At 48.3% G+C, this 25,956-nt stretch carries 22 protein-coding genes and 1 pseudogene; 15 read left to right on the forward strand and 8 right to left on the reverse strand.

Going from position 1 to position 25,956, the window contains the following annotated elements:
* Window positions 1-15: 15 nt before the first annotated feature.
* Complete coding sequence (locus WDY75_RS06080; RefSeq protein WP_006212418.1) at window positions 16-1,275, reverse strand: hypothetical protein; 1,260 nt, start codon at window positions 1,273-1,275, stop codon at window positions 16-18.
* Between the two features lie 206 nt (window positions 1,276-1,481).
* Here WDY75_RS06080 and polYB point away from each other — a divergent pair.
* From polYB to WDY75_RS06095, 3 genes and pseudogenes are all read left to right on the forward strand, one after another.
* Window positions 1,482-1,910: pseudogene (gene polYB, locus WDY75_RS06085) on the forward strand (DNA polymerase IV); the annotation flags it as partial.
* Window positions 1,907-2,245, forward strand: a complete 339-nt coding sequence (locus tag WDY75_RS06090; RefSeq protein WP_006212416.1) for a YolD-like family protein — start codon at window positions 1,907-1,909, stop codon at window positions 2,243-2,245. The pseudogene polYB and the gene WDY75_RS06090, both read left to right, overlap by 4 nt.
* A gap of 95 nt (window positions 2,246-2,340) precedes the next feature.
* Window positions 2,341-2,505 (forward strand): sporulation protein Cse60, encoded by a 165-nt coding sequence (locus WDY75_RS06095; protein WP_006212415.1) that lies wholly within the window; start codon window positions 2,341-2,343, stop codon window positions 2,503-2,505.
* Window positions 2,506-2,589: 84 nt separating this feature from the next.
* On the opposite strand, the gene WDY75_RS06100 is transcribed toward WDY75_RS06095, so the two are convergent.
* Together WDY75_RS06100 and WDY75_RS06105 are read right to left on the reverse strand one after the other, a co-directional pair.
* Window positions 2,590-3,741 (reverse strand): PsbP-related protein, encoded by a 1,152-nt coding sequence (locus tag WDY75_RS06100; RefSeq protein WP_063480501.1) that lies wholly within the window; start codon window positions 3,739-3,741, stop codon window positions 2,590-2,592.
* Between the two features lie 481 nt (window positions 3,742-4,222).
* Window positions 4,223-9,571, reverse strand: coding sequence for an S-layer homology domain-containing protein (locus tag WDY75_RS06105; protein WP_063480500.1), 5,349 nt, complete (start codon window positions 9,569-9,571; stop codon window positions 4,223-4,225).
* A gap of 256 nt (window positions 9,572-9,827) precedes the next feature.
* On the opposite strand from WDY75_RS06105, the gene WDY75_RS06110 reads away from it, so the two are divergent.
* From WDY75_RS06110 to WDY75_RS06135, 6 genes are all read left to right on the forward strand, one after another.
* Entirely contained in the window at window positions 9,828-10,640 is an 813-nt protein-coding gene (locus tag WDY75_RS06110; protein WP_063480499.1) for an undecaprenyl-diphosphate phosphatase, read from the forward strand.
* Window positions 10,641-10,779: 139 nt separating this feature from the next.
* Entirely contained in the window at window positions 10,780-11,415 is a 636-nt protein-coding gene (locus WDY75_RS06115; RefSeq protein WP_006212409.1) for a pyridoxamine 5'-phosphate oxidase family protein, read from the forward strand.
* 81 nt (window positions 11,416-11,496) lie between these two features.
* Window positions 11,497-12,702 (forward strand): phosphoenolpyruvate hydrolase family protein, encoded by a 1,206-nt coding sequence (locus tag WDY75_RS06120; protein ID WP_197477177.1) that lies wholly within the window; start codon window positions 11,497-11,499, stop codon window positions 12,700-12,702.
* A gap of 128 nt (window positions 12,703-12,830) precedes the next feature.
* The gene (locus WDY75_RS06125) at window positions 12,831-14,042 is read left to right on the forward strand and encodes a Tm-1-like ATP-binding domain-containing protein (RefSeq protein WP_036642618.1); all 1,212 of its coding nucleotides are present in this window, start codon (window positions 12,831-12,833) and stop codon (window positions 14,040-14,042) included.
* A gap of 58 nt (window positions 14,043-14,100) precedes the next feature.
* Window positions 14,101-14,931, forward strand: a complete 831-nt coding sequence (locus WDY75_RS06130; RefSeq protein ID WP_063455958.1) for a phosphoenolpyruvate hydrolase family protein — start codon at window positions 14,101-14,103, stop codon at window positions 14,929-14,931.
* A gap of 231 nt (window positions 14,932-15,162) precedes the next feature.
* Window positions 15,163-15,606, forward strand: coding sequence for a hypothetical protein (locus WDY75_RS06135; protein WP_006212405.1), 444 nt, complete (start codon window positions 15,163-15,165; stop codon window positions 15,604-15,606).
* Between the two features lie 109 nt (window positions 15,607-15,715).
* Here WDY75_RS06135 and WDY75_RS06140 read toward each other — a convergent pair whose 3' ends face one another.
* Both WDY75_RS06140 and WDY75_RS06145 read right to left on the reverse strand, forming a co-directional pair.
* A complete protein-coding gene (locus WDY75_RS06140) occupies window positions 15,716-15,892 on the reverse strand; it encodes a hypothetical protein (protein ID WP_155984628.1) in 177 nt (58 codons plus the stop codon).
* A gap of 188 nt (window positions 15,893-16,080) precedes the next feature.
* Window positions 16,081-16,389, reverse strand: coding sequence for a hypothetical protein (locus WDY75_RS06145; RefSeq protein ID WP_063480498.1), 309 nt, complete (start codon window positions 16,387-16,389; stop codon window positions 16,081-16,083).
* Between the two features lie 185 nt (window positions 16,390-16,574).
* On the opposite strand from WDY75_RS06145, the gene WDY75_RS06150 reads away from it, so the two are divergent.
* From WDY75_RS06150 to WDY75_RS06160, 3 genes are all read left to right on the forward strand, one after another.
* A complete protein-coding gene (locus WDY75_RS06150; protein WP_063480497.1) occupies window positions 16,575-17,552 on the forward strand; it encodes a LacI family DNA-binding transcriptional regulator in 978 nt (325 codons plus the stop codon).
* Between the two features lie 155 nt (window positions 17,553-17,707).
* The gene (locus WDY75_RS06155) at window positions 17,708-18,634 is read left to right on the forward strand and encodes a prenyltransferase (RefSeq protein ID WP_063480496.1); all 927 of its coding nucleotides are present in this window, start codon (window positions 17,708-17,710) and stop codon (window positions 18,632-18,634) included.
* Window positions 18,635-18,651: 17 nt separating this feature from the next.
* Window positions 18,652-19,383, forward strand: coding sequence for a DUF6081 family protein (locus tag WDY75_RS06160; protein WP_006212401.1), 732 nt, complete (start codon window positions 18,652-18,654; stop codon window positions 19,381-19,383).
* 427 nt (window positions 19,384-19,810) lie between these two features.
* Here WDY75_RS06160 and WDY75_RS06165 read toward each other — a convergent pair whose 3' ends face one another.
* Genes WDY75_RS06165 through WDY75_RS06175 form a run of 3 tightly spaced genes read right to left on the reverse strand, consistent with a single transcriptional unit; the run spans window position 19,811 to window position 22,756 of the window.
* Window positions 19,811-20,725, reverse strand: coding sequence for a glycine betaine ABC transporter substrate-binding protein (locus WDY75_RS06165; protein WP_006212399.1), 915 nt, complete (start codon window positions 20,723-20,725; stop codon window positions 19,811-19,813).
* A 2-nt stretch (window positions 20,726-20,727) separates the two neighbouring features.
* On the reverse strand, window positions 20,728-21,561 hold the full coding sequence (locus WDY75_RS06170; RefSeq protein ID WP_006212398.1) for an ABC transporter permease: 834 nt from the start codon (window positions 21,559-21,561) through the stop codon (window positions 20,728-20,730).
* On the reverse strand, window positions 21,554-22,756 hold the full coding sequence (locus tag WDY75_RS06175; RefSeq protein WP_006212397.1) for a glycine betaine/L-proline ABC transporter ATP-binding protein: 1,203 nt from the start codon (window positions 22,754-22,756) through the stop codon (window positions 21,554-21,556). The genes WDY75_RS06170 and WDY75_RS06175 overlap by 8 nt, the downstream gene beginning before the upstream one ends.
* Window positions 22,757-23,128: 372 nt before the next feature.
* On the opposite strand from WDY75_RS06175, the gene WDY75_RS06180 reads away from it, so the two are divergent.
* From WDY75_RS06180 to WDY75_RS06190, 3 genes are all read left to right on the forward strand, one after another.
* A complete protein-coding gene (locus WDY75_RS06180) occupies window positions 23,129-23,698 on the forward strand; it encodes a GbsR/MarR family transcriptional regulator (RefSeq protein WP_006212396.1) in 570 nt (189 codons plus the stop codon).
* 172 nt (window positions 23,699-23,870) lie between these two features.
* Entirely contained in the window at window positions 23,871-25,199 is a 1,329-nt protein-coding gene (locus tag WDY75_RS06185; RefSeq protein WP_036642608.1) for an alpha/beta hydrolase, read from the forward strand.
* Window positions 25,200-25,230: 31 nt separating this feature from the next.
* Window positions 25,231-25,791, forward strand: coding sequence for a GNAT family N-acetyltransferase (locus WDY75_RS06190; RefSeq protein ID WP_063480548.1), 561 nt, complete (start codon window positions 25,231-25,233; stop codon window positions 25,789-25,791).
* Window positions 25,792-25,956: the final 165 nt, after the last annotated feature.

Raw genomic sequence — 25,956 nt, forward strand, 5'->3', positions numbered from 1 at the left:
CTTCTACTCCAATAATCAATTTTTTATTAATTTTGGTAGGTAATCTTTATATAAATGTTGCATCCGGTTCTCAAGTTTCTTTCTCATTCGTTCCGTGTTTCCTTGATACACAAGAGATGATGCAAGATTGGAGTCTCCTCTTGGCAAAGCAATATCGTATGGATTATCAGCTTCTTCGGCTAGGAGATTTGTAAATATGCCTCTGCCTAGATGAGTGGACCATTTATATTCTTCCAGTTTGACTGCATAAATCAGATCATCTGGATTAGACGATTTCCTCAGTTGCTTCAAAAATTCTTTTTTTAATTTACTGAAGTAGGCCCTGTAACTTTGTCCTGACATGGCTTTCCCATCCCGATTTACAAATAACGCATCAGATCCATCCATAGGAGGATAATTTTCAATGTGATTACGATACAGCATCTGCAACCAATCTTGAATTGGGAATACGATTTGTCTTCTTGGTTTTTTTACACCACTTGAACCAGCACTATCTTTAATATCCATTCGCAAGGTTTTTTGTTCTAGGCGAACTACTAAACCGAATTCTCCATAAGAGCCGATAGAATTTACATCGGATTTTCGAATGTTCACAAGCTCTCCTTGTCTAATTCCTCCGAAACACTGCATATAAATTCCCAAGGCAATGGGATTCGCGGTTTTCACAGCCAGCTCAATAAAAGGTAAAATATATTGTTCAGGCAAATCATGAGCTATATGGCCTTGCTTATTTCTCGGCATTATCACTCCTTTAAATGGGGAGACCGTATATTTTTGGTTTGATTTTCCGTACAGGAGCCTTTTTTTAAAGGAACTTTCGTTAACATGAACCAACAGTTTTTTCTTCGCCAAGAACTCAAAGAATAAGGTTAAGGTTCTTTCCGCCTTTCTAAGTGTCATTCTTGATTTGTCTTTTTTCGTTAGTTCGTTCAAATAGTCAGTTCCATGAGAAAAACGAAGTTCTTTTAAAGAAGAAAGCTTATATTTTTGCTGATTATCAATAAGTATGTAATTTAAAAAAGAGCAAAGGTAATTAGCATGGAGCCTTTGAGAATTATACGCTCTATATTTCCAGTAGTGAAAAATAAACTCTGTAAGAGGATGGATGCATAGTCTACCATTCATTTTGTTTTGCAAAACAATTACAGCATGCTTATTAAGGACAGGTTCGCTATCTCGATACCTTTTCCAAAACTCAATTCCAACACTTTGTACACTAAAACGTAACTCATCAATCTTTCTTGAAAAAGGCAAGATTGAACTATTCAGGCTCATTTAAACACCCCCACATCTAATTCAGTAAATAATTATGCTCATTCATGAATTCGAAATATTTAATATGTTACCATATCATTGTTATCGTGTTAAGCAATCAATAATGCTCATAAAGAAAAGGTCCTCAAATTAGTATAAAGCCTTGATAAATCAAGGTTTATGCTAATTATTAATGCACACAACAAAATATGCTCAAAATTTTATAGATACTGCTTGAGCTCACGGAGCTGGTTTGCCAGCGATGCCGTGGTCTTGGTTTTATGGGGCATGTAGTATCAGTCGGTTGTATGGGGGCTGACTTTGACCGTCCCACAGGATTTAGCCGACAAATGAAGATGGATGATCCCTCGAATATAACGAACCAGGTTTATCGCTGGGCATGCCGGTTGCTTGAGTCCTATTGGGACGGCTTGCCGATCCGGAGGGTGGGTATTAGTTTGTCGCAGTTTTCCCCGGATACGGAATATCAAATGTCTTTGTTTGATACAGGACGGGAGCGGTCGATGGCTCTTGAGCGCGTGACGGATGCCCTTAAGAATAAATATGGGAATTCGATTGTTATTAGAGCGGTATCCAAGACAGATGCAGGCCAAGCGCTGGACCGATCAGCTAAGATAGGAGGACACTATAAATGACAACACGAAAAAAGCTGGAGGGTAACGGGTTATGGGAATCAAGTCGGATGATGCTTCCAGAGCATAAAGAAACCATTATTCGAAGACAACTGGAAGAGGGAAGAAAAGAACGACCGACATTGGATCCACAGGAAATGGAATTGATCGAAAGCGCGTTGGCCGAGTCTTTTCACGAGCATACTGCAATTAAAGTTCGATTATTCGATGAGTACGAGGATAAGGAGCTGACAGGCATTGTCGTTCTTATTCATACGGTTAGACGAGAGATCAAGCTGTCCATGGCTGACCGTGAATGGCATTGGATTAAGATCGATGAGATTATTTCCGTTCGATAAAAAACAAGTCGCATGAACAACAGGATAGCCATTTGCTCCATTCCAGGCAGGGAAAACCCGACTGATGTCGAAGTTTGTAGTGGGGGGGTGCTTACATGCTAAAAACATTGAAAGTTGAACTCTTTAGCGATTCTGATTTGGATCAGCTGCAGGATCAGGTTAATGAGTTCCTCTATAAACTTCATCCTGATGATGTCAAGGATGTTAAGCTTTCATCTGCCGATGGAACATATGATATTTTAATCATTTATAAACAATAAAGAAAAAAAGCACCTGCGCGGTGCTTTTTCTTCTGAATCCATATCATTATTCTGGAACAGGGCATGTCCAGGAACACTATTCGTTTATTCAACCTTATCAATAGTCGAAACGCCCAGAAGAATTGAAATGGTGGTTCCACCACTAATATTATCAAATGAATAATATGTTGCCGGCACTCCTCGCAAAGTTACATAGTCGTCTTCCAGAATATCGCCCGTAGAGTTGGCATAAAAACCAACGATGGAGTTATCGTTATCATCGATGATGTGTATTTCTGCAATGGTAATGCCCCCGTCGAGTTCTTCTTCTGTGATATCAATAACGTAGCCACTTACCTCCATCATTTTATCAAGATAAGGATTTAAATTTTTGAGGAGGTGACGTGAAGTAATTGTTGGATCGACTTCAGCCTTTGCACTCTTTTGATCCTCAGGTGTTACCGCTGGGAATAACTGATGATGTTGAATAATATAGTTATACGTTTTTTCATCAAGAGCTCCGTCTTCAATTTCCGTAGGGATAATGTAAGCCATCATTTCGGCAAATATATTTTCTTCCGTAAAGCCCTCAAGACTACTGTCGGCGTTTGCACTGGTATCAATGCTATTCATAGCACTTTCTGTAATCTTGAATGAGTCCAATATGTTTTGGATCGTCGCTTTTCCACCGTTATCGTAGGACGTTTTGGAGTAGGAAGTCGAAAGAGTATAAAGCGCATTGCCATTGGAAACAAAATATTGAGTCAATACTACCTGTTGGTTTAACTCTCCGTGAGTGTATTCAGCCTCTAAAATTCCCGCTGCTTTCTCTGGAACGTCGACGTAATTCAACTTCTTGTAATTTTGAATTAATTCAACGCCATCTCCATTCGATAAACCTTGCGCCGATAAATTAGCCGCTTCCTCAGGGGTGGCAGATGATTCCTCGATAATCAAATTTAAATTATCAACAAAACCTCCCTTGGGATTAGGATTTACAAATGCAGCAACAACTTGAGGTATGTTAAGGTCTGCGTCTTTCCAGGATGATGGGTAAGAAAACGAGAAACTCTCACCCGTAAAGAGTTGGGTTTCTTCTTTTGCTTCTGTACTTGCAGAAACTGTATTGTTCACCACTTCGTTTTCTGCTGGTGCAGGAACGGATGAAGTTCCGGTTGTATCTTCCTCAGCACCGCACGCAGTAAGAAGGGCCAATAGGAATAGAATGAATATCGTTGATTTTACTGTGCTTTTCATTTGTTCTTCTCATTTCTTAAGTCCCCATCGGTTAGGGTATTTGCTCCACCGGAAATGATTCCGCTTGTTGTCAATCTGGTGCATCTTTGTTTCCGTTATACTTATAAGAGAAAAATAAGGATATTACAAAGTAGTCTATCAGAACTAGGTATATTTTTCTATAATTAATCTGAAAAAAGAAGAAAATGTAGAAAAATAGAATTCGGTAGGATTAAAGAACTATTTCTGATGAATACCGGACGTTCTCGATGCTTGGCACAGTGTCGATGACCCACCCACACTTTTTATGTCCCCCTAATGAAGCTTTAAGGTTCCATTAAGCTACATCTCTTATGATGGAATCACCTCTTAACATATAGATCAGGAGCCCCTCTAATTCCGTGGTTAGAGGGGCTTCTCTTGTCTGCATATGTTGTACAGACCATAAACGCATGCAAAAACCCGCCTCCGGTAGATCGCTGAACCGGAGGCGGGTTTATTTTTATTTTACGAGGTCGTTCAACTGTTCTTTAAAGGCTTCCACGATCTCGCCATTCCGCTCTTTGCGGGCGGATTGGTGGGAGACGGACGCCTCCTGGATGTCACCAAAAGCCCAGAAGCTCTTAGGTACATCCGGCCAGGTAGGATCGATGTCCACCAGCGGTCCGCGGTACAGCATGCGGTTAATTAAGGCTACTGCTTCGGAACGGACGATGGCTTGGTTCGGTCGGAAGGTTCCGTCCGAATAGCCTTGAAGCATACCGTGACGAGCCAGTGTTTCAATGGCGGAGGTAGACCAGCTGCCTGCCGTTACGTCGTTGAAGTGAAGCTCCAGCGACGTCGCTTGGTCCAGCTTCAAATAACGTGCCATGACAGAGGCGAGCTCGCCCCGGCTGACAGGCTGGTCCGGATGGAAGGAGCCATCCTGGTAGCCTTCAAATATTTGATGCTTGGTGACGGTACGGATGTATGAATAGGCCCAGTGGCCTTTCGGTACATCCTTATAGCTGTCGGCTGCACTCTCGTAATCCCCAAGCAATCTTGCGATAATAGCGGCAAGCTCGGCGCGGGTCAATGATTTATGCGGCTTGAAGTCGCCGTCCGGGAAGCCAAGAATGTAACGCTCATGCTTCAAAACTCCCGCATTTGCACCATACACGAGCAGCTGAAGCCGATCGTTATTGGCTTTGCCCGATACATGGTCTCCAGATGCTGTATATTGAGCGGACAGCGTAAATGCTTGTTCATCTACGCCTTGAGCCAGTTGTGGCCATTTAAGTTTAATATGATAACTCTTCAATTGGCCGGCATCCAGCTTGTCTACGTCCCATACGATCTTGCCGTCGATCACTTTACCGCCGGCGGCATCGATGACTTCAACGCCTTTTGGCAGGATAAGTTCAATTTGTCCACCATGAACGGTGGAGCCGGAAAGATTCTTGTAGCTTAATTTTACAGAGGCCTGGCCTCCATCCGGATGGATAGAGCGGCTGATCTCCAGGTTCACATTTACGGCTGATAGATCAATGGGCACCGGTTTTGGTGCCTCAGGGTCAGGCTTTGGCTGAGGTTGGATAGGTATTCCAATGCCGCCGGAAGAGCCTGAATCGTCGGAACCTCCAGAGTTGGCCGACCGGATGGTGAACGTACGGATCGACACCGTACTCAGATTGCCAGCCATGTCCATGGCAAGAGCCTCTACACGGTACGTACCGACAGAGGAGATCGGACGATCCGGCGTGAATGTCCATTGATCCCCGGGACCCGGAATAGCCAGGCCTTGTGCAACAACGCGATTGTTCCGGTCGTAGACCGAAACGGTTACGCTGGTGGCGGGTTCATTAGGACTCACAACGATTTTATCCACCGGGGCGTTTGGACTTCCAATGTAGCCGTCTGCCGGTGAATCAATGGTAACTACAGGTGCAACCGTATCGATGGTAAAAGGATAGGCTTCGCTGGAAAACGCATCACCATTCGTGTCTCTTCCTTTGGAGATAACGGTATAGGTTCCGTCAGCAGCTATCGGCTCATCCGGTATGAAGGTCCAGCGCTCCGGATCGTTTGACAGCTTAAGGGCTTGCCCCGGAATCAATTGGCCCAGTCCATCTCTGACTTCAACTTCAATCAGATCGGCAGAAGACTCGATCATACCGGTAATTACGGTTACGGGACCTTGAATGTGTTGACCATACTGCATAGGGCCAGTAACCGAGATGCGAGGTCCGACAACGGTGAAGGTCATGGTGTCATTCACGATTTTGCCGAGTACGTCCTTCGCGGTGGCTGTCACCGTATAGATATCGTCTCTCCAGTACGAGTCTGGCGTAAATGTCCATTCTCCATTAGGAAGAACGGTTACGGTTCCATTTACAGGACCATAGGTTGCGCCAGTCACAGTCACCACAACATGACCATGAACCGGAGTGCCAGCATCCCTGTAAGTCCCCTGAACAGGCAGTGTAATGTGCTGAATCGTGGAGCCGTTTGCCGGAGCGGTTATGGCAATCCCCACATTGCTTACCGGAAAGTCTCCGTTCACCCCGGAAACCGGTCCAAGCGGCCGCAGAACACGAGACGGGTCAAGATGATCGATAATGCGATCCCCTGCCTTGGGAGTATACGTTAGTTGTACATTGGCGTTCTCCGGTATTTCGATACCGTTCGGGAGAGCCAGAACCAGGGTATCTTGATCCGTTGTCCCATTTCCGATCATATCAACCGGATATACCGTGGCACCGTTATCCCATGTGAGAGATAGTTCGGGCTGACCGATCACATCCACGGTCCGTTCAAATTTGACGGTCACGGTATTGCGGTCTGTACCCACAGCAGCAGCGGCCGGTTCAAAAGCCGAGGTCTGGTTCTTGACATCAAAATGTTCGAGCCATCCCAGACTGCGCTGAAGGGGGAGGAGTTCCTTGATATCTGCACCGGCAATGCCTGTGCTGTAATTCATGGTGATATTGGTTGGCGCGCTGTCATCTGCTTTGAAAGGAATGCCTGTTGCAGGCAGATTGGCAGCATCCAACGTGAAGATCAGCGTTTGGCCTGTCGGATCGGCCGGATCCATCTCCACATTTATTGCACTCACCGGAGCAGCGATCCCATCAAGCTTGAAGCTAAATGCCGGGGCGCTTCCAGGGAGACTCGCCGCGTTCAGCGGCTCCGCAAATTCCACCTTGACCTTGTTGCGTGACTCATCATTGATCACTTCAGCCGCTGTCGGCTGCATCTGGTTGCGCACCGGGTCGTTCAGGAACAGATCCAGCTGCTCGTTCGAACCGTCGGCCTTCTTAATGAGGTCAGCAGCATTCAGCTTACCGGGCTCATACGAAATGCTCACTTCAGCAGCCAGTGGGATCTTCCCGTTCCAAGCTGGCGGTACGCCAGGAGCACTGTTCAGATCCAGCTTAAGCGTTAAATGCTTGTCCGTATCCTGCGTGAATGAAGTTCCCGCTGGCGACAACGCCAGTTTCACCGGCGGCAGCACACCGTCGTTAATCGTCACTGTGAACGCGGTCATAGCATTAGCTGCCACAGGTTCGATAGAATCAGGGAACGTGATGCGGATCGAGTCGCGATCCTGAGTATTCACGACCTCATGACTTACGGGAGCAAAGCGGTTCTCAACAGGCACGGTAACGCCTCCATTGACCGGGAAGCTCTCCAATGGGAGGCCGCCTGTACCGGTTCCGGTGACAGAGCCCTTATCCTTGTCATAGTTCAAGGGCGTTTGCACATTGGGAGGTATCACATAATCCACCGGCAGGCTTGGAGGATAGTCGGGAGAATCGGCATCGATCTCCAGTACAAGCCGGAAAGGATCGTCTTCATCCTGAGAGTCCTTGGCATGCCCCTTTACAACAAGCGGAATCTTCACCGTTGCTGAGGGATCCGCCGGGTCAGGAACTTCAATGTAAAAGCCGCCGGTATCATGAGGATCGTAAGTTACCGGCATATCAAGTGTGGTGACAATCGTTTTACGGTCGTCACCGACCTTGGCATTTGTGACGACCGGAGCGCTTCCTGACTCGAAGTAGACAGGCGTCGTATCGAAGTTGCCGCCGCCATACACTTTGCCGTTCAGCTCGCCGCCGATCCGTGCCTTGGCATAGCTCAGGTGCGGGTAGTCGCCAAGGTTCCAGAGGTTGACGCTGGCAACACCGTTGGCATCACTCGGAACGGTGATTTCCCGGACCAGAACCTCTTGTCCATTCCGATCATAACGCTGTGTTCGAACCTCGTACCCGTCTGCGGTCAGATACATATCGGAATCGTCGGCAAGCGTTTCGGACCATACCTTGCGTCCGCTGCCGATGTCGACCTGAGTATTTGCCAATACATAATACATGGAGAAGGTAACCGGATAACCGGCGATAAGGTCCCCATCGATAGTTCGGACCTCCGCTTGGATCTCTGCAGTAGATCCCCCGGCTTTTATGCCGTCCATTGGAGTATCTCCGGCTGCACCGGTCACAGGCTTAACGCCCAGTACGCCGTTACTGCCATTAGTATCCTTCTGGAAGAAAACAGGTAGGCCGCTTGCATTTCTTAAAGGCACCGTATTTACAATTTGGATATGGGTCGGGGCCTGCTCTACTTCCTGTTGTCCTTGATTCGTGCCAGGCACAATCAGTCCGCTGTAGTTGTTAAACTGCCAGGAATAGATGTCATGGTCCTGATAGGAACCGCCCGTGGCTGCCGTAAATCCGATGTAGGCATCATCCTGAAGCAGCATGGACGAAAGGTCCTGCGTGTCAGACATGATGGGTTTCACGGGAATGACAGATCCGCCCGAAGTACGGGATACGAGCTGTCCATTTTCCAAATACGGGAATTGGGTAACCTCCTGGGTTGCAACTTCGTTCCCGGCGATAACCAGTTTGCCGTCGGTTCCGACTTGAGGCACAAGATAGGTGCCGTTATTGTTCTCGCGGATCAGATAGACATTAAACTTCTTTGTCAGTCCGTCATAGTCGATCCAGGTATGGAACAGCTTGTACGGATCCGATGCCGCCTCGCCAGGAGTTTGGGCAAGGGACAGCTTTTTGATATCCATATTGGCGATGTTCTTGCCGTCGACCGCACCTTTCGGTTGAGCATCATGATCCACGTTGCCGTCCAGGACGAGGGCTACGTGGGAGGCGCGGTTGCCGCTTGAAGTTCCAATAGCTCGGGGATCATTCCGCGGTGTGCCGTTGTCCAGACCCTTGTTGTACCAGGTATCGTATTCCACACCGATGCTCTTGGCTACGCCGGAATAACCGAGCCCGCCGCCGCTGGCACCTGCTTCGTTGGACGCAGTTTGTACCACGAACACGATGCCGTCCGCTTGGGTTCCCCCATGCATTTTAAAACTGAAATACGTACTGAATGAGCGGTTGTTGGATAAGGTTACGCGCTCTTTGTTAAACATGCTTCCAAACGATTCCGGCTTGTTGGTAGCCAGACGCATCGGAAACAGGCCGTTTCCGGCATCCTTGAAGCCCACAATATTGTTTGGGCTCTTGATTTGAGAATCGCTGTATGGAGCGGTGCTGGTTCTCACACCGTAGTTATACTGCAGGTCTTTAGCGATGACTTTACCCAATTGGGTTAGGCCGGTTGGAGGTGTTTCGGTTTGGTACGCAAAATTCGCATAATTTCCGACCCTCGGATTGTTTGACGAAAAATCGGTGTTCTTGAGTGATATGTAGTTTTTCGTCTCATCCACTGCTACATTCGCGGCCGCTGAAGCTGTACCGGTCGACCATAGCGGAAAAACAGCAGTGAAACAAAACACAAATGCCAGGCAGGAGCTGATCCAGCTCTTGGCGCTGCGCCTTGGTCCTGATTCAAATCTTTTCAAAACTTTACCCCTTTCTACTCTCATATTGTTGTATCCCCTGCGGAAATGAAACAGGGACGCCTCCTCCAAAAACCGCAAGAAATCACTAAAGCAGTATATAAAATCGATCTCTACAAAAACTCGACAAAATCTGTCGTTTCTCTACAATATATCAACATACACATAGGCGAGGTTTGATTGTTGCTATTTTTTTGGGCTATGATAGACTAGTGTTTTTTATAAGAAACACAAATGTTTCAAAGAGAGTAGGAGAGTTATGGAAGATTTGATCTTGTGGTTGAAGTACTTGCTGCTGGGCATCGTGCAGGGGGTTACGGAGCCGATTCCGGTATCCTCTAGCGGTCATCTGATTGTAGCCCAACGATTAATGGGCATGGAGCAGAATGGGCTGTCATTTGAAATTTTGACCAATACGGCGTCGCTGATTGCGATTGTGTTTATTTTTCGCAAGGATCTGCAGAGATTGATTGTGAATGGCCTGAATTATTTGCGCACACGAAAACCGGAGTATAAATCCGATTTCATGTTCATTTTGTATATTGTTGTGGGTACGATCCCCGCTGTGCTTATTGGCTTGCTGTTTAAGGATCAGATCGAGTCGATATTCTCCTCCGTACGTACGGTAGGAATCGCGCTGCTGTTCACGGGAGTTGCCCTCTGGCTGATTCGGAATCTTCGCGGCCGCAAGCAGGATAATGACCTGTCCTTCAAGGACGCGCTTATCGTAGGGCTGGCCCAAGCTGTTGCGCTGATACCAGGCATTAGCAGATCTGGCTCAACCGTAATCACTTCGATTGCTGTGGGCATGAAGCAGGAGACAGCGCTGCGGTTTTCTTTTATGCTCTATATTCCAATCAGCCTTGGAGGCATGGTGCTGGGCATTTTGGATATTGCGTCCGATCCTGACATTTCCTCGCTGAGGATGCCTTATCTGCTCGCGTTTATAGCTACACTGATCTGTACTTATTTTGCAATGAAATGGTTCATGAACATTATGGCGCGTGGGAATTTGAAGTATTTTGCATATTATTGCTTTGTTGTCGGTATTCTGCTGCTGGTGTTCTTATAAGAATGAAGAAGGGCTTCGCATAGGTTCCGTGAACTTGTGGGGAGCTTCTTTTATACCGTATCTACCGTACCAGCAGCCGAGGATGAGAAACAGATAGGGTACTTTTTGAAGTTAGGTATCTAATGGGAGAGTGATTCTGATGATAAAAGGACCTTTTCAATCCGTGATGACATCGGAGGAGGAGCTTCGCGGTTTGTTCGGGGAATCCAGTCATGTGGTCAAGCATAAAACGTTGGATCGAATGGATCATCACTGTAAAGACTTCATAGCAAAGAGTCCGCTGCTGTTTATGGCAACCTCCGATGCATCGGGATATTGTGATGTCTCACCGAGGGGAGATGCGGCGGGGTTTGTTCACATCATGGATGAATCCTGGTTGGTCATTCCGGAAAGGCCGGGTAATCGACGGTTTGATTCGCTGCGAAATATACTGTCCAACCCGAGGGTCGGCCTCGTGTTTGTCATTCCCGGTTTGAAGGAGACTTTGCGGATCAACGGCAGCGCCGTCTTAATCAGAGATGAGGACCTGCTTGACCTGCTGAGCGTACAGGGAAAAAGGCCATGGCTTGGGATTGGGGTACGAGTGGAGGAATGTTTCATTCACTGCGCAAAAGCTTTTATGCGTTCACAGGTTTGGGATTCTGGTTCCTGGTTATCCAGAGAACAGCTGCCGAATCCGTCCAGGATTATAGCGGATCATGTGAATCAAGACCATGTGACGGAAGAGTCCGTTGCCCAGGCGCTTCAGGACAGTTATAAGAAACGTCTCTATTAAAGTTGGTTTATAATAGGTTCAGCGGCATTAGGAAACGATACATATAAGCCCGGTCACATTGAAGATAAGGGGACCAGTAGCTTGATAACGACCAGAGAACAGATTTTAGATACATTACATAAAGGAATCCAGACCCAGGAACGAATCATCGGCGTTGCAGTCGGAGCCGGGATCTCGGCCAAATATGCGGTAAAGGGCGGTGCGGATCTTATACTGGCCCTGAATTCAGGGCGTTTCCGGCAGATGGGGCTCGGCTCCCTCGCGGGGCTGATGCCTTACGCGAACTGCAATGATATGGTGATGGAGTTCGGTTCACGGGAGATCCTGTCGGTGGTCCGGGATGCGCCGGTTATATTCGGTTTGTGCGGAACGGATCCGACCATTCATCTGCCGGGTTACCTGGATTTAATTCGGAGCAGCGGTTTTTCCGGCATTATCAACTACCCTACGCTGGGATTGATCGACGGGCAATTCCGCGAAGCCCTGGAGGAAGAGGGAATCACTTACCGGCAAGAGGTGGAAGCCATCCGGCTCGCCCATGAGCATGGAATGTTTACGATGGCTTTTGTGTTTAACCCGGAGCATGCCTTGTGGATGCTGGACGCGGGAGCCGATATCATCTGCGCACACTTGGGCGTCACGGCGGGCGGTTTGATGGGAACCAAAAAAGCATGGTCGCTGGAGAAGGGAGCCGAGATCGCCAGAGAAATTTTTGACGTATGTGACGCTTCGGGCAAGAAGCCGATCAAGCTGTTGTATGGCGGTCCGGTCCACACGCCGGTGGATGTCCAGTATATGTATGACAACACATCGGCTATGGGCTACGTGGGCGGCTCCAGCTTTGAACGGACACCGACGGAGGAAGCCATCGTGGATGCAACACATCGCTTCAAGGCGACCGGCCATCTGGAGCAGGACCAGCAGCTGATGGATAAGCTTGCACACCTCGCGGAGCCGATGGATTATGTAACTTACGTAAAAGAGTATATTGCTGACCATTATGCGGACAATATTTCATTGACGGAGTTGGCAGAACAGATTCATGTTTCCAGAACGCATCTGAGCGCGCTGTTCAACAGAGAAGTGGGGTGCAGCTTTCCTGAATATATAGCCAAATACCGCATCCACAAAGCCCAGGAGATCATGAAGCAGAGCAAGCTGGCGCTCGCTCGAATTGCGGAGCTGGTCGGCTATCTCGACTATGTCCATTTCAGCAAAACCTTCAAAAAGTACGCGGGAACCTCTCCCCAAACCTATCGTCAGCACATCGAAGACAAATATACATAAAGATCGTACATGGATACGATCTTTTTTATTTGAAAGCGCTGTATTATTTATGTATAGGGATCACATGCCGGGCCTCTTTAGGACTGGTGCAAACGATCCTGATAAGCGACATTGAGGAGGTCTATACGGTGAAGACAATAGCCATAGCGGGAACATTGGATTCCAAGGGTGCCGAGTTTTTATACGTGAAATCCGTTATCGAGAGCCTGGGGCTAAAAACGTTTACGATCCACAGCGGTGTGTTCGAGCCGATGTTTGCGCCGGATGTATCCAACATCGAAGTTGCAGAGGCGGCTGGGGCGGATATACGCGAGATCGCTGCCCGGAAGGACCGGTCGGCCGGGACCGAGGTTTTGGCTCAAGGGATGGAAAAAATCGTGCCGAAGCTGTATGCCGAGGGGAAATTCGACGCCATTATGTCTTTCGGCGGTACAGGGGGAACGTCGATTGTAACCGCAGGCATGAGAGCCTTGCCGATCGGAGTTCCGAAACTGATGGTATCTACCGTTGCATCCGGGAATACGGCACCTTACGTAGGGACGAGTGACATTATCATGTTTCCCTCCATTGTGGATGTATCCGGTCTGAACTCGTTCTCCACGAAGATTTTTACCAATGCGGCTCATGCGGTAGCAGGTATGGTGTCGTTCGAATCGGCACCACCGATGGATAAAAAGCCGTTGATTGCAGCAACGATGTTTGGTGTAACGACACCCTGCATTGATTATGCCAGGGAGCATTTGGAGCGGCATGGGTACGAGGTGCTTGTGTTTCACGCAACAGGTACAGGCGGGCAAACGATGGAAAGTCTGATTGATGCCGGGTTTATAGACGGTGTACTGGATTTGACAACAACGGAATGGTGCGATGAGCTGTTCGGCGGCGTTTTGGCGGCAGGACCTCATCGGCTCGAAGCCGCTGGACGCTGCCAGGTACCGCAGGTCGTATCAACTGGAGCATTGGATATGGTCAACTTCGGTCCTTATGATACTGTGCCTGAGGCATACCGGGGTCGGAACCTGTACAAGCATAACCCCTCGGTTACACTGATGCGGACGACGGTGGAGGAGAACCGGCAGCTTGGCGAGATCATTGCGGACAAACTGAATCTTTCGGAGGGTCCTACGGTGTTGATGCTTCCCCTGCAAGGCGTATCCATGCTGGATGTGGAGGGCGAGGCATTCCGAGGGGCACAAGAGGATGAGATGCTGTTCAATACGCTGAGACAACGCATCAATCGTGAGAAGGTGGAACTGGTGGAGATGGAGACCGACATTAATGATCAAACTTTTGCAGTGGCAGCCGCCGATAAATTGATGGAACTGATGAAGCGTAAGTAAGATTGGAGCAATAGCTCACCAATACACCAAGTATTCATATCTGAAGGAGGAACATATCATGGCAATGAGCACGAGAGCGGACGTATTAGCCAAGTTAAAGGCAGAGGTAGCAGAGGGCAAGGTATTACTGGGAGCGGGAGCAGGTACGGGCATATCGGCCAAGAGTGCCGAAGCCGGTGGCGTGGACCTCATCATCATTTATAATTCTGGCCGTTACCGGATGGCTGGACGCGGCTCCCTGGCCGGACTTATGGCATACGGAGATGCGAACCAGATCGTGGTGGACATGGGAAACGAGGTGCTGCCGGTTGTGAAGAATACGCCTGTATTGGCAGGTGTTTGCGGCACGGATCCGTTCCGGATCATGGATATTTTTCTAAAGCAGCTTAAGGAGCAGGGCTTTGCGGGAGTTCAGAACTTCCCGACGGTAGGCCTGATCGATGGTGTATTCCGTGCCAATCTGGAGGAGACCGGCATGGGGTATGATCTTGAAGTTGAGATGATCCGGAAGGCGCATGAGCTGGATATGCTGACTACCCCCTATGTGTTTGACGTTGATCAAGCGAAGAAGATGGCGGAAGCCGGAGCCGATGTACTGGTTGCCCATATGGGCCTGACTACCAAGGGAACGATTGGTGCCAAGACGGCCTTGACGCTGGATGATTGCGTGGACAAGATTCAAGCGATCTGCGATGCCGGAAAAGCGGTTAACCCGGACATTATGATTCTGTGCCATGGCGGACCCATCGCGGAGCCAGAGGATGCAGCGTATGTATTATCCAGAACCAAGGGTGTCGAAGGATTCTTCGGAGCATCCAGCATTGAGCGTTTTGCCACAGAGGTTGGTATCAAGCAGCAAACAGAGGCATTTAAGAATATCTCGAAGTAAGATATGACCAGGATACAGCAGCGTGTCTTGGTTAGGTCATTAATTATAAAAGACTCCCTGGCAGGAGTCTTTTTTGTCTTTATATAGATTTAAATATAGAATCTTACAGCAAATTACTCGTCTTTCATGGAATATATTTATTTTCTAGTGATAGATACCCGGCCCGTCTATACCAATCCTTGTAATCCAACATACTCTATAATATCTCAAAGGTTGGGAGGTTTTGATAAAATGGCGAATTTTCTAGTGGATAGCCAAGTTTCCCTGAATGCTGCTACAAGCGGATCGATTGCAATCCCGGTATCGACCACGCCTGAGTTGTTCGGGACACTCGGTTTGAATACGTCAGGAGCAGGAGCAGATTTAAGAGTTGTATTTGATTTTACCGTGGCAGTGAGCAGTTTGTTATCGGTGTTGACTCCTCTTACAGTGACGGTTAATCGTATTGTAAGCGGGGTAACAACAACTGTCTATACTGCCACCGAGACACTGCCTTTACTGGCAGGAGTCACGGAGATTACTCTCCTGTCGGGAAGCGGAGTCGACTACCATCCGCCAAATCCCGGATTTATTATTTATCAGGCTCTGATCAGCGTGCCTGGTGGTATTACTTTATTTCCTACCCGCGTCGGTCCGGAAAGCTTCACGGCCGAAGCCTATTCAGATTTTGCATAAAGAAAAAGGGACTCCGGCGGGGTCCCTCTTCTTTTTACATAGGATATGAGTCTGTATTCAAAATACTACCTGTGTCAAGGGTTCTTTAGGCGAACCTCCAAGCCAGAGTCTAATCATCATCCCTCCGCTTGCTCTTGGATGCAGCCACAGCAAAGGCAATAATGACAAGCGGAATGAAGATGAACCAAGGGATTGTAATGGTGCTCCCGATCAGTATGGCCAGCAGCAGCACCACAACCATACCAATAATAATGTACAAACAGCCTCTGCCGAATGTCTCCATCATCCATCAACTCCTTTTGACAAGGATAACGTGACGGACAAGATGTAAGTTTCAGTCTTTCGATAAAAAGGCAGAAGCCTTGCTCTTGCCATCACGCCCTTTGGGTCACGCTGACAATGAATGAAGGTTTCCACCCAGATTCAGTGTAAAGTATGAAAAGCATACCAGAGCAAGCACTCTTTTATGGTGTCTTAATCTTTTGCGTTCATCTTATAATCCTTCAACGCGTTAAGATTGGCTCTGGAATTTCCAAGGGGAGGCTTCTTATCGCCAGGCTGCTGTGGAAGACGGTGAAGCACCTCCCGGAGCAGGGCATTATTCTCCCATACGATTTCATGGATTTCGCCCACCGTATAGAACAATGCGCCCATGATCGCACCGCTGATAAGCCAAGTAATCCCTGTCAACCAATTGCCCTCCATGATGATGAATACGATGACCCCTCCAATAAAACCGCCGATAAGCCATATGGCACCAAGGGTCTTGAACAGTTTAGACATACCGATCCCTCCATAGAGCTGAAGTCATTCGTCACTCATTCATAGTACCAAAAAAAGTAATTAGTGGATATGATCTTTATGCTGGTTCAGTGGCTTTAACCCGCTCATGGCCTCCCTTTGAATAGGAGAGGCAATCATGATAGTATCAGGAAGGAACCAGTGGATAAAAGGAGGTATGACGGAATATGGCAAATATCAAAGAGATCGCTAAGCTGGCAGGCGTATCAGTATCAACGGTATCCAGGGTCTTGAATAATCATCCCTATGTCAGTGAAGATAAGCGGACACGTGTACTGGAGACGATGAAACAGCTGAAATACGCCCGAAATATGAATGCGGTTCATCTGATTACAGGTAAAACGATGAATATTGCCATCATGCTGCCGTTTATTAATCATGCCTACTTCTCCTTACTGATGGAGGGAGCCGGCCAAGAAGCGCTTGCCGCCAGTTATCGCCTGATCCTGTGCCAGACCGGATATGCGCCGGATAAGGAGCTGGAAGTGCTGGAGATGCTGCGCAACCGCGAGATTGACGGCATCATTATTTTATCGTCGTCGGTTACTCCTAAACAGATCGAAGCCTACTGCACGTATGGACCGATTGTATGCTGCCGGGATGCAGGGGAACGATTATTTTCTTCTATATATATTAACCATGCGGAGGCATTTCGCAGCGCTATGCATTATTTAATGGAGCGGGGACATCGGCGCATCGGATTCACGGTAGGCAGACTGGACAGCCCGAGCACGAGAGCACGTCAAAAGGCATACGGAGCAGTGCTTCAGGAGATCGGGGAGCCTTACCGCGAGGAGTGGATCCTGGATGGCTGTATAGATCTTGAGGACGGCGCTGCCATTATGGATCGGCTGTCGGGCATGAAGGAACGCCCCAGTGCCTTGTTGGTCACGGGCGACCATGTGGCAGCCGGGTTGATCTATGAAGCGGAGAAGAGAGGACTGAACGTACCGCAAGAGCTTGCTGTTATCGGGTTCGACAATCAGCCGATCGGCAAAATGCTGGGGCTGACCACGATTGATAACCGATTGTTCGATATGGGGTCGGAGGCCTTCAGGCTTGTTTATGCACATATTCAAGGAGAGCTGAAGGAACCGGTTCGCAAGGAGCTTGCCTTCGAGCTCATCGAACGGTCATCGGTATAATGGCTGGGCAGCCAAGTTCTAACAAACGGATTACAAAGTTCGACAATTATGATATTCTTATTTATGCAAGTTCTATGTTTCACAACGCTAAACGTCTGCAAGCTACTTGCAGGCGTTCTATTCTGTATTAATAGAAGAGAAAGGAGCATATCAACGTGGATGCCCTTACACAGTTTAAAAAAGCTTCCCGAATCAAAGTCATTCCCGTCATGCTGATTCCGGTTGCTTTGGGAGCACTCGGGGCTTATGTATGGACAGGCCAATTTCATATAGGCCTCTTTTTGTTGACTTTGATCGGAAGCGGGGCTGCGCATCTGTTCTCCAACATGGTGAACGATCTGTGGGACTATAAGAACGGAACCGATACGGAAGCGCAGGAGCATGTCGATGCCATCTCCACGAATTCGGGCTTCCTTACGAAAGGCGTCTGGTCGCTTCGCAAATTCGAGCTCATCACTTGGTCGCTGTTCGGATTAGCTGCAATGAGCGGCATTATTCTAAGTTTAATCAGTGGCTGGTGGGCATTCGTCTTCGGTGCACTTGGCGGATTGATTGCGTATTTCTATGTCGCACCTCCCATCCAATTCGGATATCGGGGCAAGGGCTTCAGTGAAATTGCTATTTTGCTGTCCTTCGGTATTTTGCCTGTGATGGGTGCATACTACGTTCAAACCTCACATCTGGATATACGGGCGCTGCTGCTGTCACTGCCTATCGGGCTGCTGACAACGCTTATTTTGTTCAATCATCACTTCTTGCATTGGCAGGCGGACCGTCAGGCCGGGAAGAAGACCCTGGTCGTGGTATGGGGTGAAAAAAGAGCGCTGAACTTCTCGCGTGTTCTGCTGCTGCTGGCCTGCTTGTCTTTGATAGCCTGCGTATTAGCCGGAGCGCTTCCGCCTTACGCACTGATAGCACTGCTTACGATTATTCCGTTGTATCTTGTATATGGAAGACTGAAGGACAGTAACCGTTCCGAAGCGTATTTACCGCTAATGGGCGCGTCAACCATGACCACCATGCGCTGCGGCGGCGTGCTGATCCTGTCGTTGATCATCCAGGGAATTATTCAGACTTTGTAAGAAAGAAGGGGAATTAGATGGAACAACAACGCGTTTTTGGTGATTTTCACTCCATCCTGTCCGAGAGCGAGGTATGGAAGATCGGCGGTTTCCCGCTGCCGGACGGTTCGTTCTGGGAGTATCGGGAGCCGAATGCTGTCGTTATCGTACGCAACGGAATCCTGTACGTTCGCGCGCCGCTGAGCCGCCAGAATAACCAGATCCAAATTCTCGATAATGCCAAGCATATGTATTATTCCAACGAGGAAGTGGAAGTGCCGGAATCCGGTGAGGTCACCTTCGAGCTGCAGATTCGGGCGCGCACCCAGGGCACGGTGCCTGGCGACCTGTATGACGGCTATGTATCCCTGAACCTGCTTGATTTTAGCACCGGCGGAGCCTTGGATTTCTTTGCTTCGAACGACAAGTATGCCAGCGTATATGCTGTTCTGCCGTTCCCGGGCGTTCAGGTGCCGGAATCGGACAAGACCCGCTACTTCTGTATTTTTAAAGAGGAAGACACACACTTTACACCACTGGAGTTCAATACTTACAAAATTACGTATAACCGTGCCGAGGACGAAGCGGTGTTCTACGTAAATGGAGAAGAAATTCGCCGGGAGAACAACATCCCGATCAAATTCAATAAATTCACCATTGCCCTTGGCATCATGACTGAAAAAGACCTCACGCCGCAAGGCAGCGTATCGGTGCACGGTCAAACCGTGATCGCCGAATACTCGCCAGTAACGGTAACGATAAAAGATTAGCCGCGTGCGCGCCAGCAAAAGCTGCAAGTCTCTCAAAGGGACTTACAGCCCGCAAGAAGCGGCCGGCAAGCCTGTGAGTCCCAATGGGGACCTCACAGCTTGCCTGGCAATAACTCAGGCTAGCTGACCGTGTAGAATACGGGTCAGCCAAGCCCCGCCACCGCAAAGAGCCATCCCAAGATGAATGGGAGGGCTCTTTTTACGTGGAAAGATTGGAGGCCGAAGTCAAGAAAAGAGGATGTATCCGTGGAGGAGACCTGGCGTTCGCCTTTGAAACCGGGAAAATGCCGCAAGAGTATCATCCTGTTTTCCTGGTTTCAACAGCGACCGGAACGGATACATCCTCTCTCCAACACAGGCCGACAATCTTGACTCATTCTTTAGAAGAAAAGCCACCCCATATTCCATGGGATGGCTTCACAAGTATTTATTTTAAATCCTCAATCGAATTAGCTTCCACGTAGGATGGAACCACCAGGCCGGTTTTTACACCTTCCATGTTAGCGCCAAGGTCTTCGACCTTGTCCTTGAATTTATCCCAGTAGTCGGCATGCGTCAATGGCAGCCAAGCTGCTACGGTTGCATCAACGTCGCCGTTGGCAACGCCGGTCCACATCGGGCCTGCTTCGACCTGAAGCGCCTCTACTTTATAGCCCAGTTTGTCTTCCATGATGACCTTCAGCAGGTTGGTGCTGGCAATCTCGGAATCCCATGCGACATAACTGAATTTGAAAGTTTTGCCTTCAACCGGCTGCACGCCTTCAAGCCAGGCATCCACTTTCTCTGTGTTGCTGTCAGCCCATTCCTTAGCAGCAGCTTCCGGATCTTGCCCTTCTTGAATAGCAGTCATAATTTGACCCATATCGTCAGAGGTCCATTTGAAATTGCTTAGGAATTTGTAAGCTTCCGGATGATCTTCCTTCAGTCCGAGACGGGCAATCGTGTGAATTTCTTCAGCTTCGCCGAATACTTTTTTCGGATCTTCCAGATACTTCAGATCATATTTGGCGAACATCCAGTGAGGCGTCCAACCGGTAATGATGATAGGATCCTCGTTCTTGATAGCTTTATTCAGTGTTGCCGTCATGGCTGCACCGGAACCCTCGATCAGTTTCCAGTCTGTCAATCCATATTCCTCGATAGCAGCAGCCGTTGCTTTCATAATACCTGCACCTGGATCAATACCGATGATTTCATGTTTTACTTGTTCGCCGAGGGAAGCGGTGGAGCCGCTGTTTGCTCCATTATCCGTAGTTCCATCCGTACCGCCGTTTCCGCCGCATGCGGACAGGATTAAAATAGCGACCAAGCTTAGCGACAACCAAAACTTTTGATTTTTCAAAATTAAGCACCCCTTTTTTTCGATTTAAATATATTTTGTGTAAAGCGGTCGAGGACAATCGCCAAAATAACGACGGCCAAGCCAGCTTCAAACCCTTTCCCGATTTGCAGCTGAGTCACTGCACGATAAACTTCGGCACCAATGCCTTGAGCACCGATCATCGAAGCGATAACGACCATCGACAAGGACAGCATGATGGTCTGATTAATGCCGGCCATCAGGGTTGGCATGGCCAGCGGAAGCTGAACCTTGAACAATTTCTGTCCGGAAGTCGAACCGAATGCATCCGCAGCCTCCGTTAATTCACCGGATACCTGCATAATCCCGAGACGAGTCAGACGAATCGTTGGCGGAATTGCGAAGATAACCGAAGCAATAACCCCTGGAACAACACCCAGACTGAAGAATGTGACGGCAGGGAGTAAGTATACAAACGCCGGCATCGTCTGCATAAAATCAAGAACCGGTATAATAATCCGGGATGCGGACCTGCTGTAAGCCGCCCATATCCCAAGCGGAACACCCAGTAGAACCGATATTAAAGCTGCCGTGATGACCAGACTCAGCGTGCTCATCGTTTGCGACCAGTAGCCGAGGTTATCAATGAGCAGAAAACCGATCGCCGTGAATAAAGTCAGTGGCAGGCGGCCCAAGAAATAGGCGATGACAGCCAGAATGACAATGAACAGATACGGATGAGGAAGCATGAACAGATCCGTAAACAGCTGCACGATTTTCTCGATGATCAAAGAGATCGCGTCAAAGAAGCCGGAGAACACGTCTCCCATCCATTCGACCAGTGAATCAACCCAGCTTGCGAGAGGAATCTTAGGCATCTTGCGTCACCTCCCCACTCTTGCTTTCTCCAGCCAGAGCACCGAGCACAGCACCGCGGACGATGACGCCCATCAACCTGCCGTTATCATCCACAACGGCTAATGGCACTTTGGACATACTTGTAATTTCAAACAATTCATTCAGCAGTGTATCGGGTCCGACGCTCGGGCCGTCCGTGATAAGAATGTCCTCAAGCTTGCGGTTATTCTTCATCGCATCGGATGCATCTTCGGCCGTTATGACGCCAAGCAGCTTCTTGGAACGGTCAATGACAAACAGGTTCGAGATTCCACGTTCGCGCATAAGCTCAAGTGCAACGCGTGGTCCGCGATCCATCGTAATGGTCTCGGGACGGCGCATAACCCGGGAAGCCGTGAGCACCTTGGACAGATCCACATCTTCCACGAAACGTTCCACGTAGTCGTTGGCAGGCTGAGTCAGGATCTCTTCCGGTGTTCCGATTTGAACGATGGAGCCGTCCTTCATCAGGGCAATGCGATCGCCGATTCGCAGGGCTTCGTCCAGGTCATGCGTGATGAACACAATCGTCTTCTTCATTTTGTCCTGAAGCTCAATCAATTCGTCCTGCATATCTCGGCGGATGAGGGGATCGAGTGCGCTGAATGCTTCATCCATAAGCAGAATCTCTGGATCATTGGCCAGTGCGCGGGCTAGCCCGACGCGCTGCTGCATCCCGCCACTAAGCTGGTCGGGCATTTTTTCTTCCCAGCCCTTCAAGCCTACGAGCTCAAGTGACTTCATGGCGGCTTCGCGCCTCTTGCTCTTGTCTACCTTTTGAATCTCTAATCCGTACTCCACATTTTCTACAACCGAGCGATGGGGAAACAAAGCGAACTTTTGGAACACCATGCTGATTTTCTTGCGTCGAACCTCCCGCAGCTGTTCCTTGTTCATTTTTCGAAGATCTTTGCCATGAATCAATATTTCACCCGATGTTGGTTCAATCAACCGATTTAGCAAACGGACCAATGTAGACTTGCCGCTGCCGGACAGCCCCATGATGACAAAGATTTCGCCTTCATGAATGTCGAAGCTGACACGGTTAACGCCAACCGTTATATTTTTCTCTTTCGCAATTCGCGTTTTACCCCAGCCCTGCTCAAGCAGTTGAATCCCTTGTTCCGGATTCGTGCCGAACAATTTGCTGACCTTGTTAACTTGCAGAATAGCCAAAAGTACTCCTCCTTTTAGAATGTATAGAGACGCGTCCAATTGACCGAGTCTGTACCGATGTCGTCTCGTAAACCCATGTCACCCATTGTAACAACCGATACGTAAAGTATCAAACGTTATATCCGTACATAAAGTACGTACAGTAAAAACTGTACAAAGTTATCCTTTCATATGCTCCCATATGCTCCTATATCCTCTGGAGCGATCTTCTTTACTTTTAAAATAGCTTTCCCTACAATAGATCAGAGAATGTGTGTTGAATTGGGATTGATTAGATTTCTTTGAGATCGTTCACACTACAATTCGAGTCCACCTGGTTTGGTTAGGTTGATATGACTTCTTGGATGGCTACAGATAGAGGAGGCTGCAAGCATGGGCTTGTACCATTTAGATGATGAACGGCAGGCAGCCGTGCATAAGATTCGTAAGCGTGTCATTGAGAATATTGGACGAAATATGGATTTGTACGGCATTCCACTCTCAACGGGGCATTTATACGGACTGCTTTATTTTGCGGATAAACCGATGAACCTGGATGAAATGGGACAGGAAATGAAGATGAGCAAGACCAGCATGAGTACAGGCGTGCGGACACTGCTCGATTATAAAATGGTAAACAAAGTGTGGGAGAAGGGTTCCCGCAAAGATCTGTATGAAGTCGAGTACGATTGGTATCAGAGCTTCGTGGACTTCTTTGATATTAAGTGGCGAAAATCGGTGGAGAGCAACATTATGGTTCTGCGCAAAGCGCTGGATGAAACCGAGAAGCTCCATAAGGAGCATGAGCATGATGAAGTATTGGCAGCGGTGCTGCAAGAGGATCAGGCTAAAATGCGTGAGGCCGTCGCCTATTATAAATGGCTGGAGCGTTTGATCGATACTTTTGTGGATGGCGATATCTTTAATTATGTGCCCAAAGAGCCGCCCGAGGGTAAATCCTGATATTGAAATTGGGGAAATTCCCCAGTATAATGACGGGTAAGGCAATGCTTACCTCAGAGGTACAACCTGATTTATCGGGTTGTGCCTTTTTTGTTGTTCAGGTAACGTTTTTTGCCAGTGTAAGCAGCACTTAGTGGTCCTTGTGGTGCAAAAATAGGCAGGAGGGGTTAGAATGGTCAGTATGTCCTCAAGAATGGTGGAAATCGCGGATTTTCCATCGGTTAACCTTGGTAATACCCGAAGTTTGTATGTATATCTTCCGCCCAGCTATCATGTGAATACGGAGAAGCGTTATGCTGTACTCTATATGCATGATGGGCAGCATGTTTTTTCTGCAGACGTGACCGGGGAGTCCTGGGAGATGCATGAGACAGCAGATCGACTTGTTTCCGAAGGACGGATGGAGGAGATTATTATCGTTGGTATCGCAACGGTTCCCCATCAAAGACTGAACGAATACTTCCATGACAATCCAAGGATGCATGAGGTGACCGACCCCCCGTTTGCGGGTGAACAATATGAAGCCTTTATCATTGAAGAAGTGATGCCCTACATGAATGCAACCTTTCGAACGCTGCAAGGGCCGGAATACACGGCTATGATGGGTTCCTCGGCAGGCGGCATTGTCACCTATAACATAGGATTTCGCCGTCCGGAGATTTTTGGAAGCATCGCCGTGATGTCACCCTTTTTCGTGAAGACTGAGTTTGACACTGAGGGCCAACTGCAGGAATATCCATTTTACCAAAGATACGGTACGCATCCGAACCTGCGAATATGGCTGGATATGGGCGGAGCAGAAGGGGTCTTCATGGAAAAATACGCCCGAGTGGAAGCAGAGCGACTCATTCATGACGGCTTTGTACCGGGAGAGGATCTTATGCTGTTCCTCGATCCGGGCGCAGGCCACAGTCAGAGAGACTGGGCAGGCAGAGCTCAAGCGCCGTTGTTATATTTTTTTGGCCATATCGGAGAACCAGCTTCTATTCAACTCCATGGGGATAGCGTTGTGGGCATAAACGGACCTCTCAAACAGCTGAATCCGGTTATTACATATACCAGTGGATTTGTTCAAACGCTCATGAACGGGACATTCCATGTCGAGGATCCGGATGTGCTTCGTGTATGGCCTGACGGAAGCATCACACCCAGAGCTCTTGGCAGCACCCGTATGTTTCTTCAATATGGGGGTTTGACCGCGGATAAAGAAATGAGGGTCGTGGATGAGATGCCCGAGTTTGTGAAGGTCACCGTCCAGGTGAAAGTGCCACCATCCACACCGCCCTATCCATCCATTTATGCCGGATTTGAGCTTCCATACTGCGGAGAGGGTTTGTATAGAGGAAGTGCAATGATACCTCATGGTTTAACTTTTGCTTTCAAGGTATCCAGAGGTTTTGGACTGCATGAGAAGATCGGAACCAGCGGATTAAACCGTCGATCCTTTACAGCTTCATCCGAGATGGATTTATTTTATGAGGTTGAGGACTGGGATGTTTGAATTATTGAATGTAATCGGAGGCTTAACTGACATGACAATCAGATCAGCAAGACAACAAGATGCTCCTGCAGCGGTAAGGCTATTGTATGATGCGCTGCACGATGTAGCGCACCAATTGACAGGGGAAGAAAGCGAAGAGAAGGCGATTGAAGTGCTGGAGCAATATTTTCGTGCGGATGAAGGCAGGCTCAGTCACCGGCAGGCTGCCGTAAAAGAGGTAGACGGCGAAGTAGCGGGCATTATCGTGGCATACGGGGGCGATAAGGTGGCGGAACTGGATCGTCCGATCCTGGAGCGTTTGCGGAAGCTGAAGAATGACAAGGCCATCGCCCTGGATAAAGAATCCGATGAGGATGAGTATTATATCGATACCTTATCCGTTTCCCCGCAGTTTGGCGGAAAGGGAATAGGTTCGGCACTTATCAGCCATGCGGAGAAAAAGGCGAAGGAACTTCAGTATGATAAAATCGCGCTCGCTGTTGTGACGGACAATCATCGCGCTCATTCTTTATATGAAAGAAGAGGGTACAGCACGGATAAGGAAATTATGATTAACGGGCACGTTTATTACCACATGGTCAAACCTCTTTAGAAAAAAAACACAAAAAAATAAACCGCCTATTTACAAATGGTAATAGGTGGTTTATTATTGTGACATACCGATCTAGAAAATTAGAATGATAAATTAAAGTGGAATGAACGGAAATAACAAATCAAATTATAGAATTGGAATGAACAATTCAGTTAGAATGGAGTG

Origin of the sequence: Paenibacillus glucanolyticus (genome assembly GCF_037333485.1) — a bacterium.
Taxonomy (GTDB): Bacteria; Bacillota; Bacilli; order Paenibacillales; family Paenibacillaceae; genus Paenibacillus_AQ; species Paenibacillus_AQ glucanolyticus.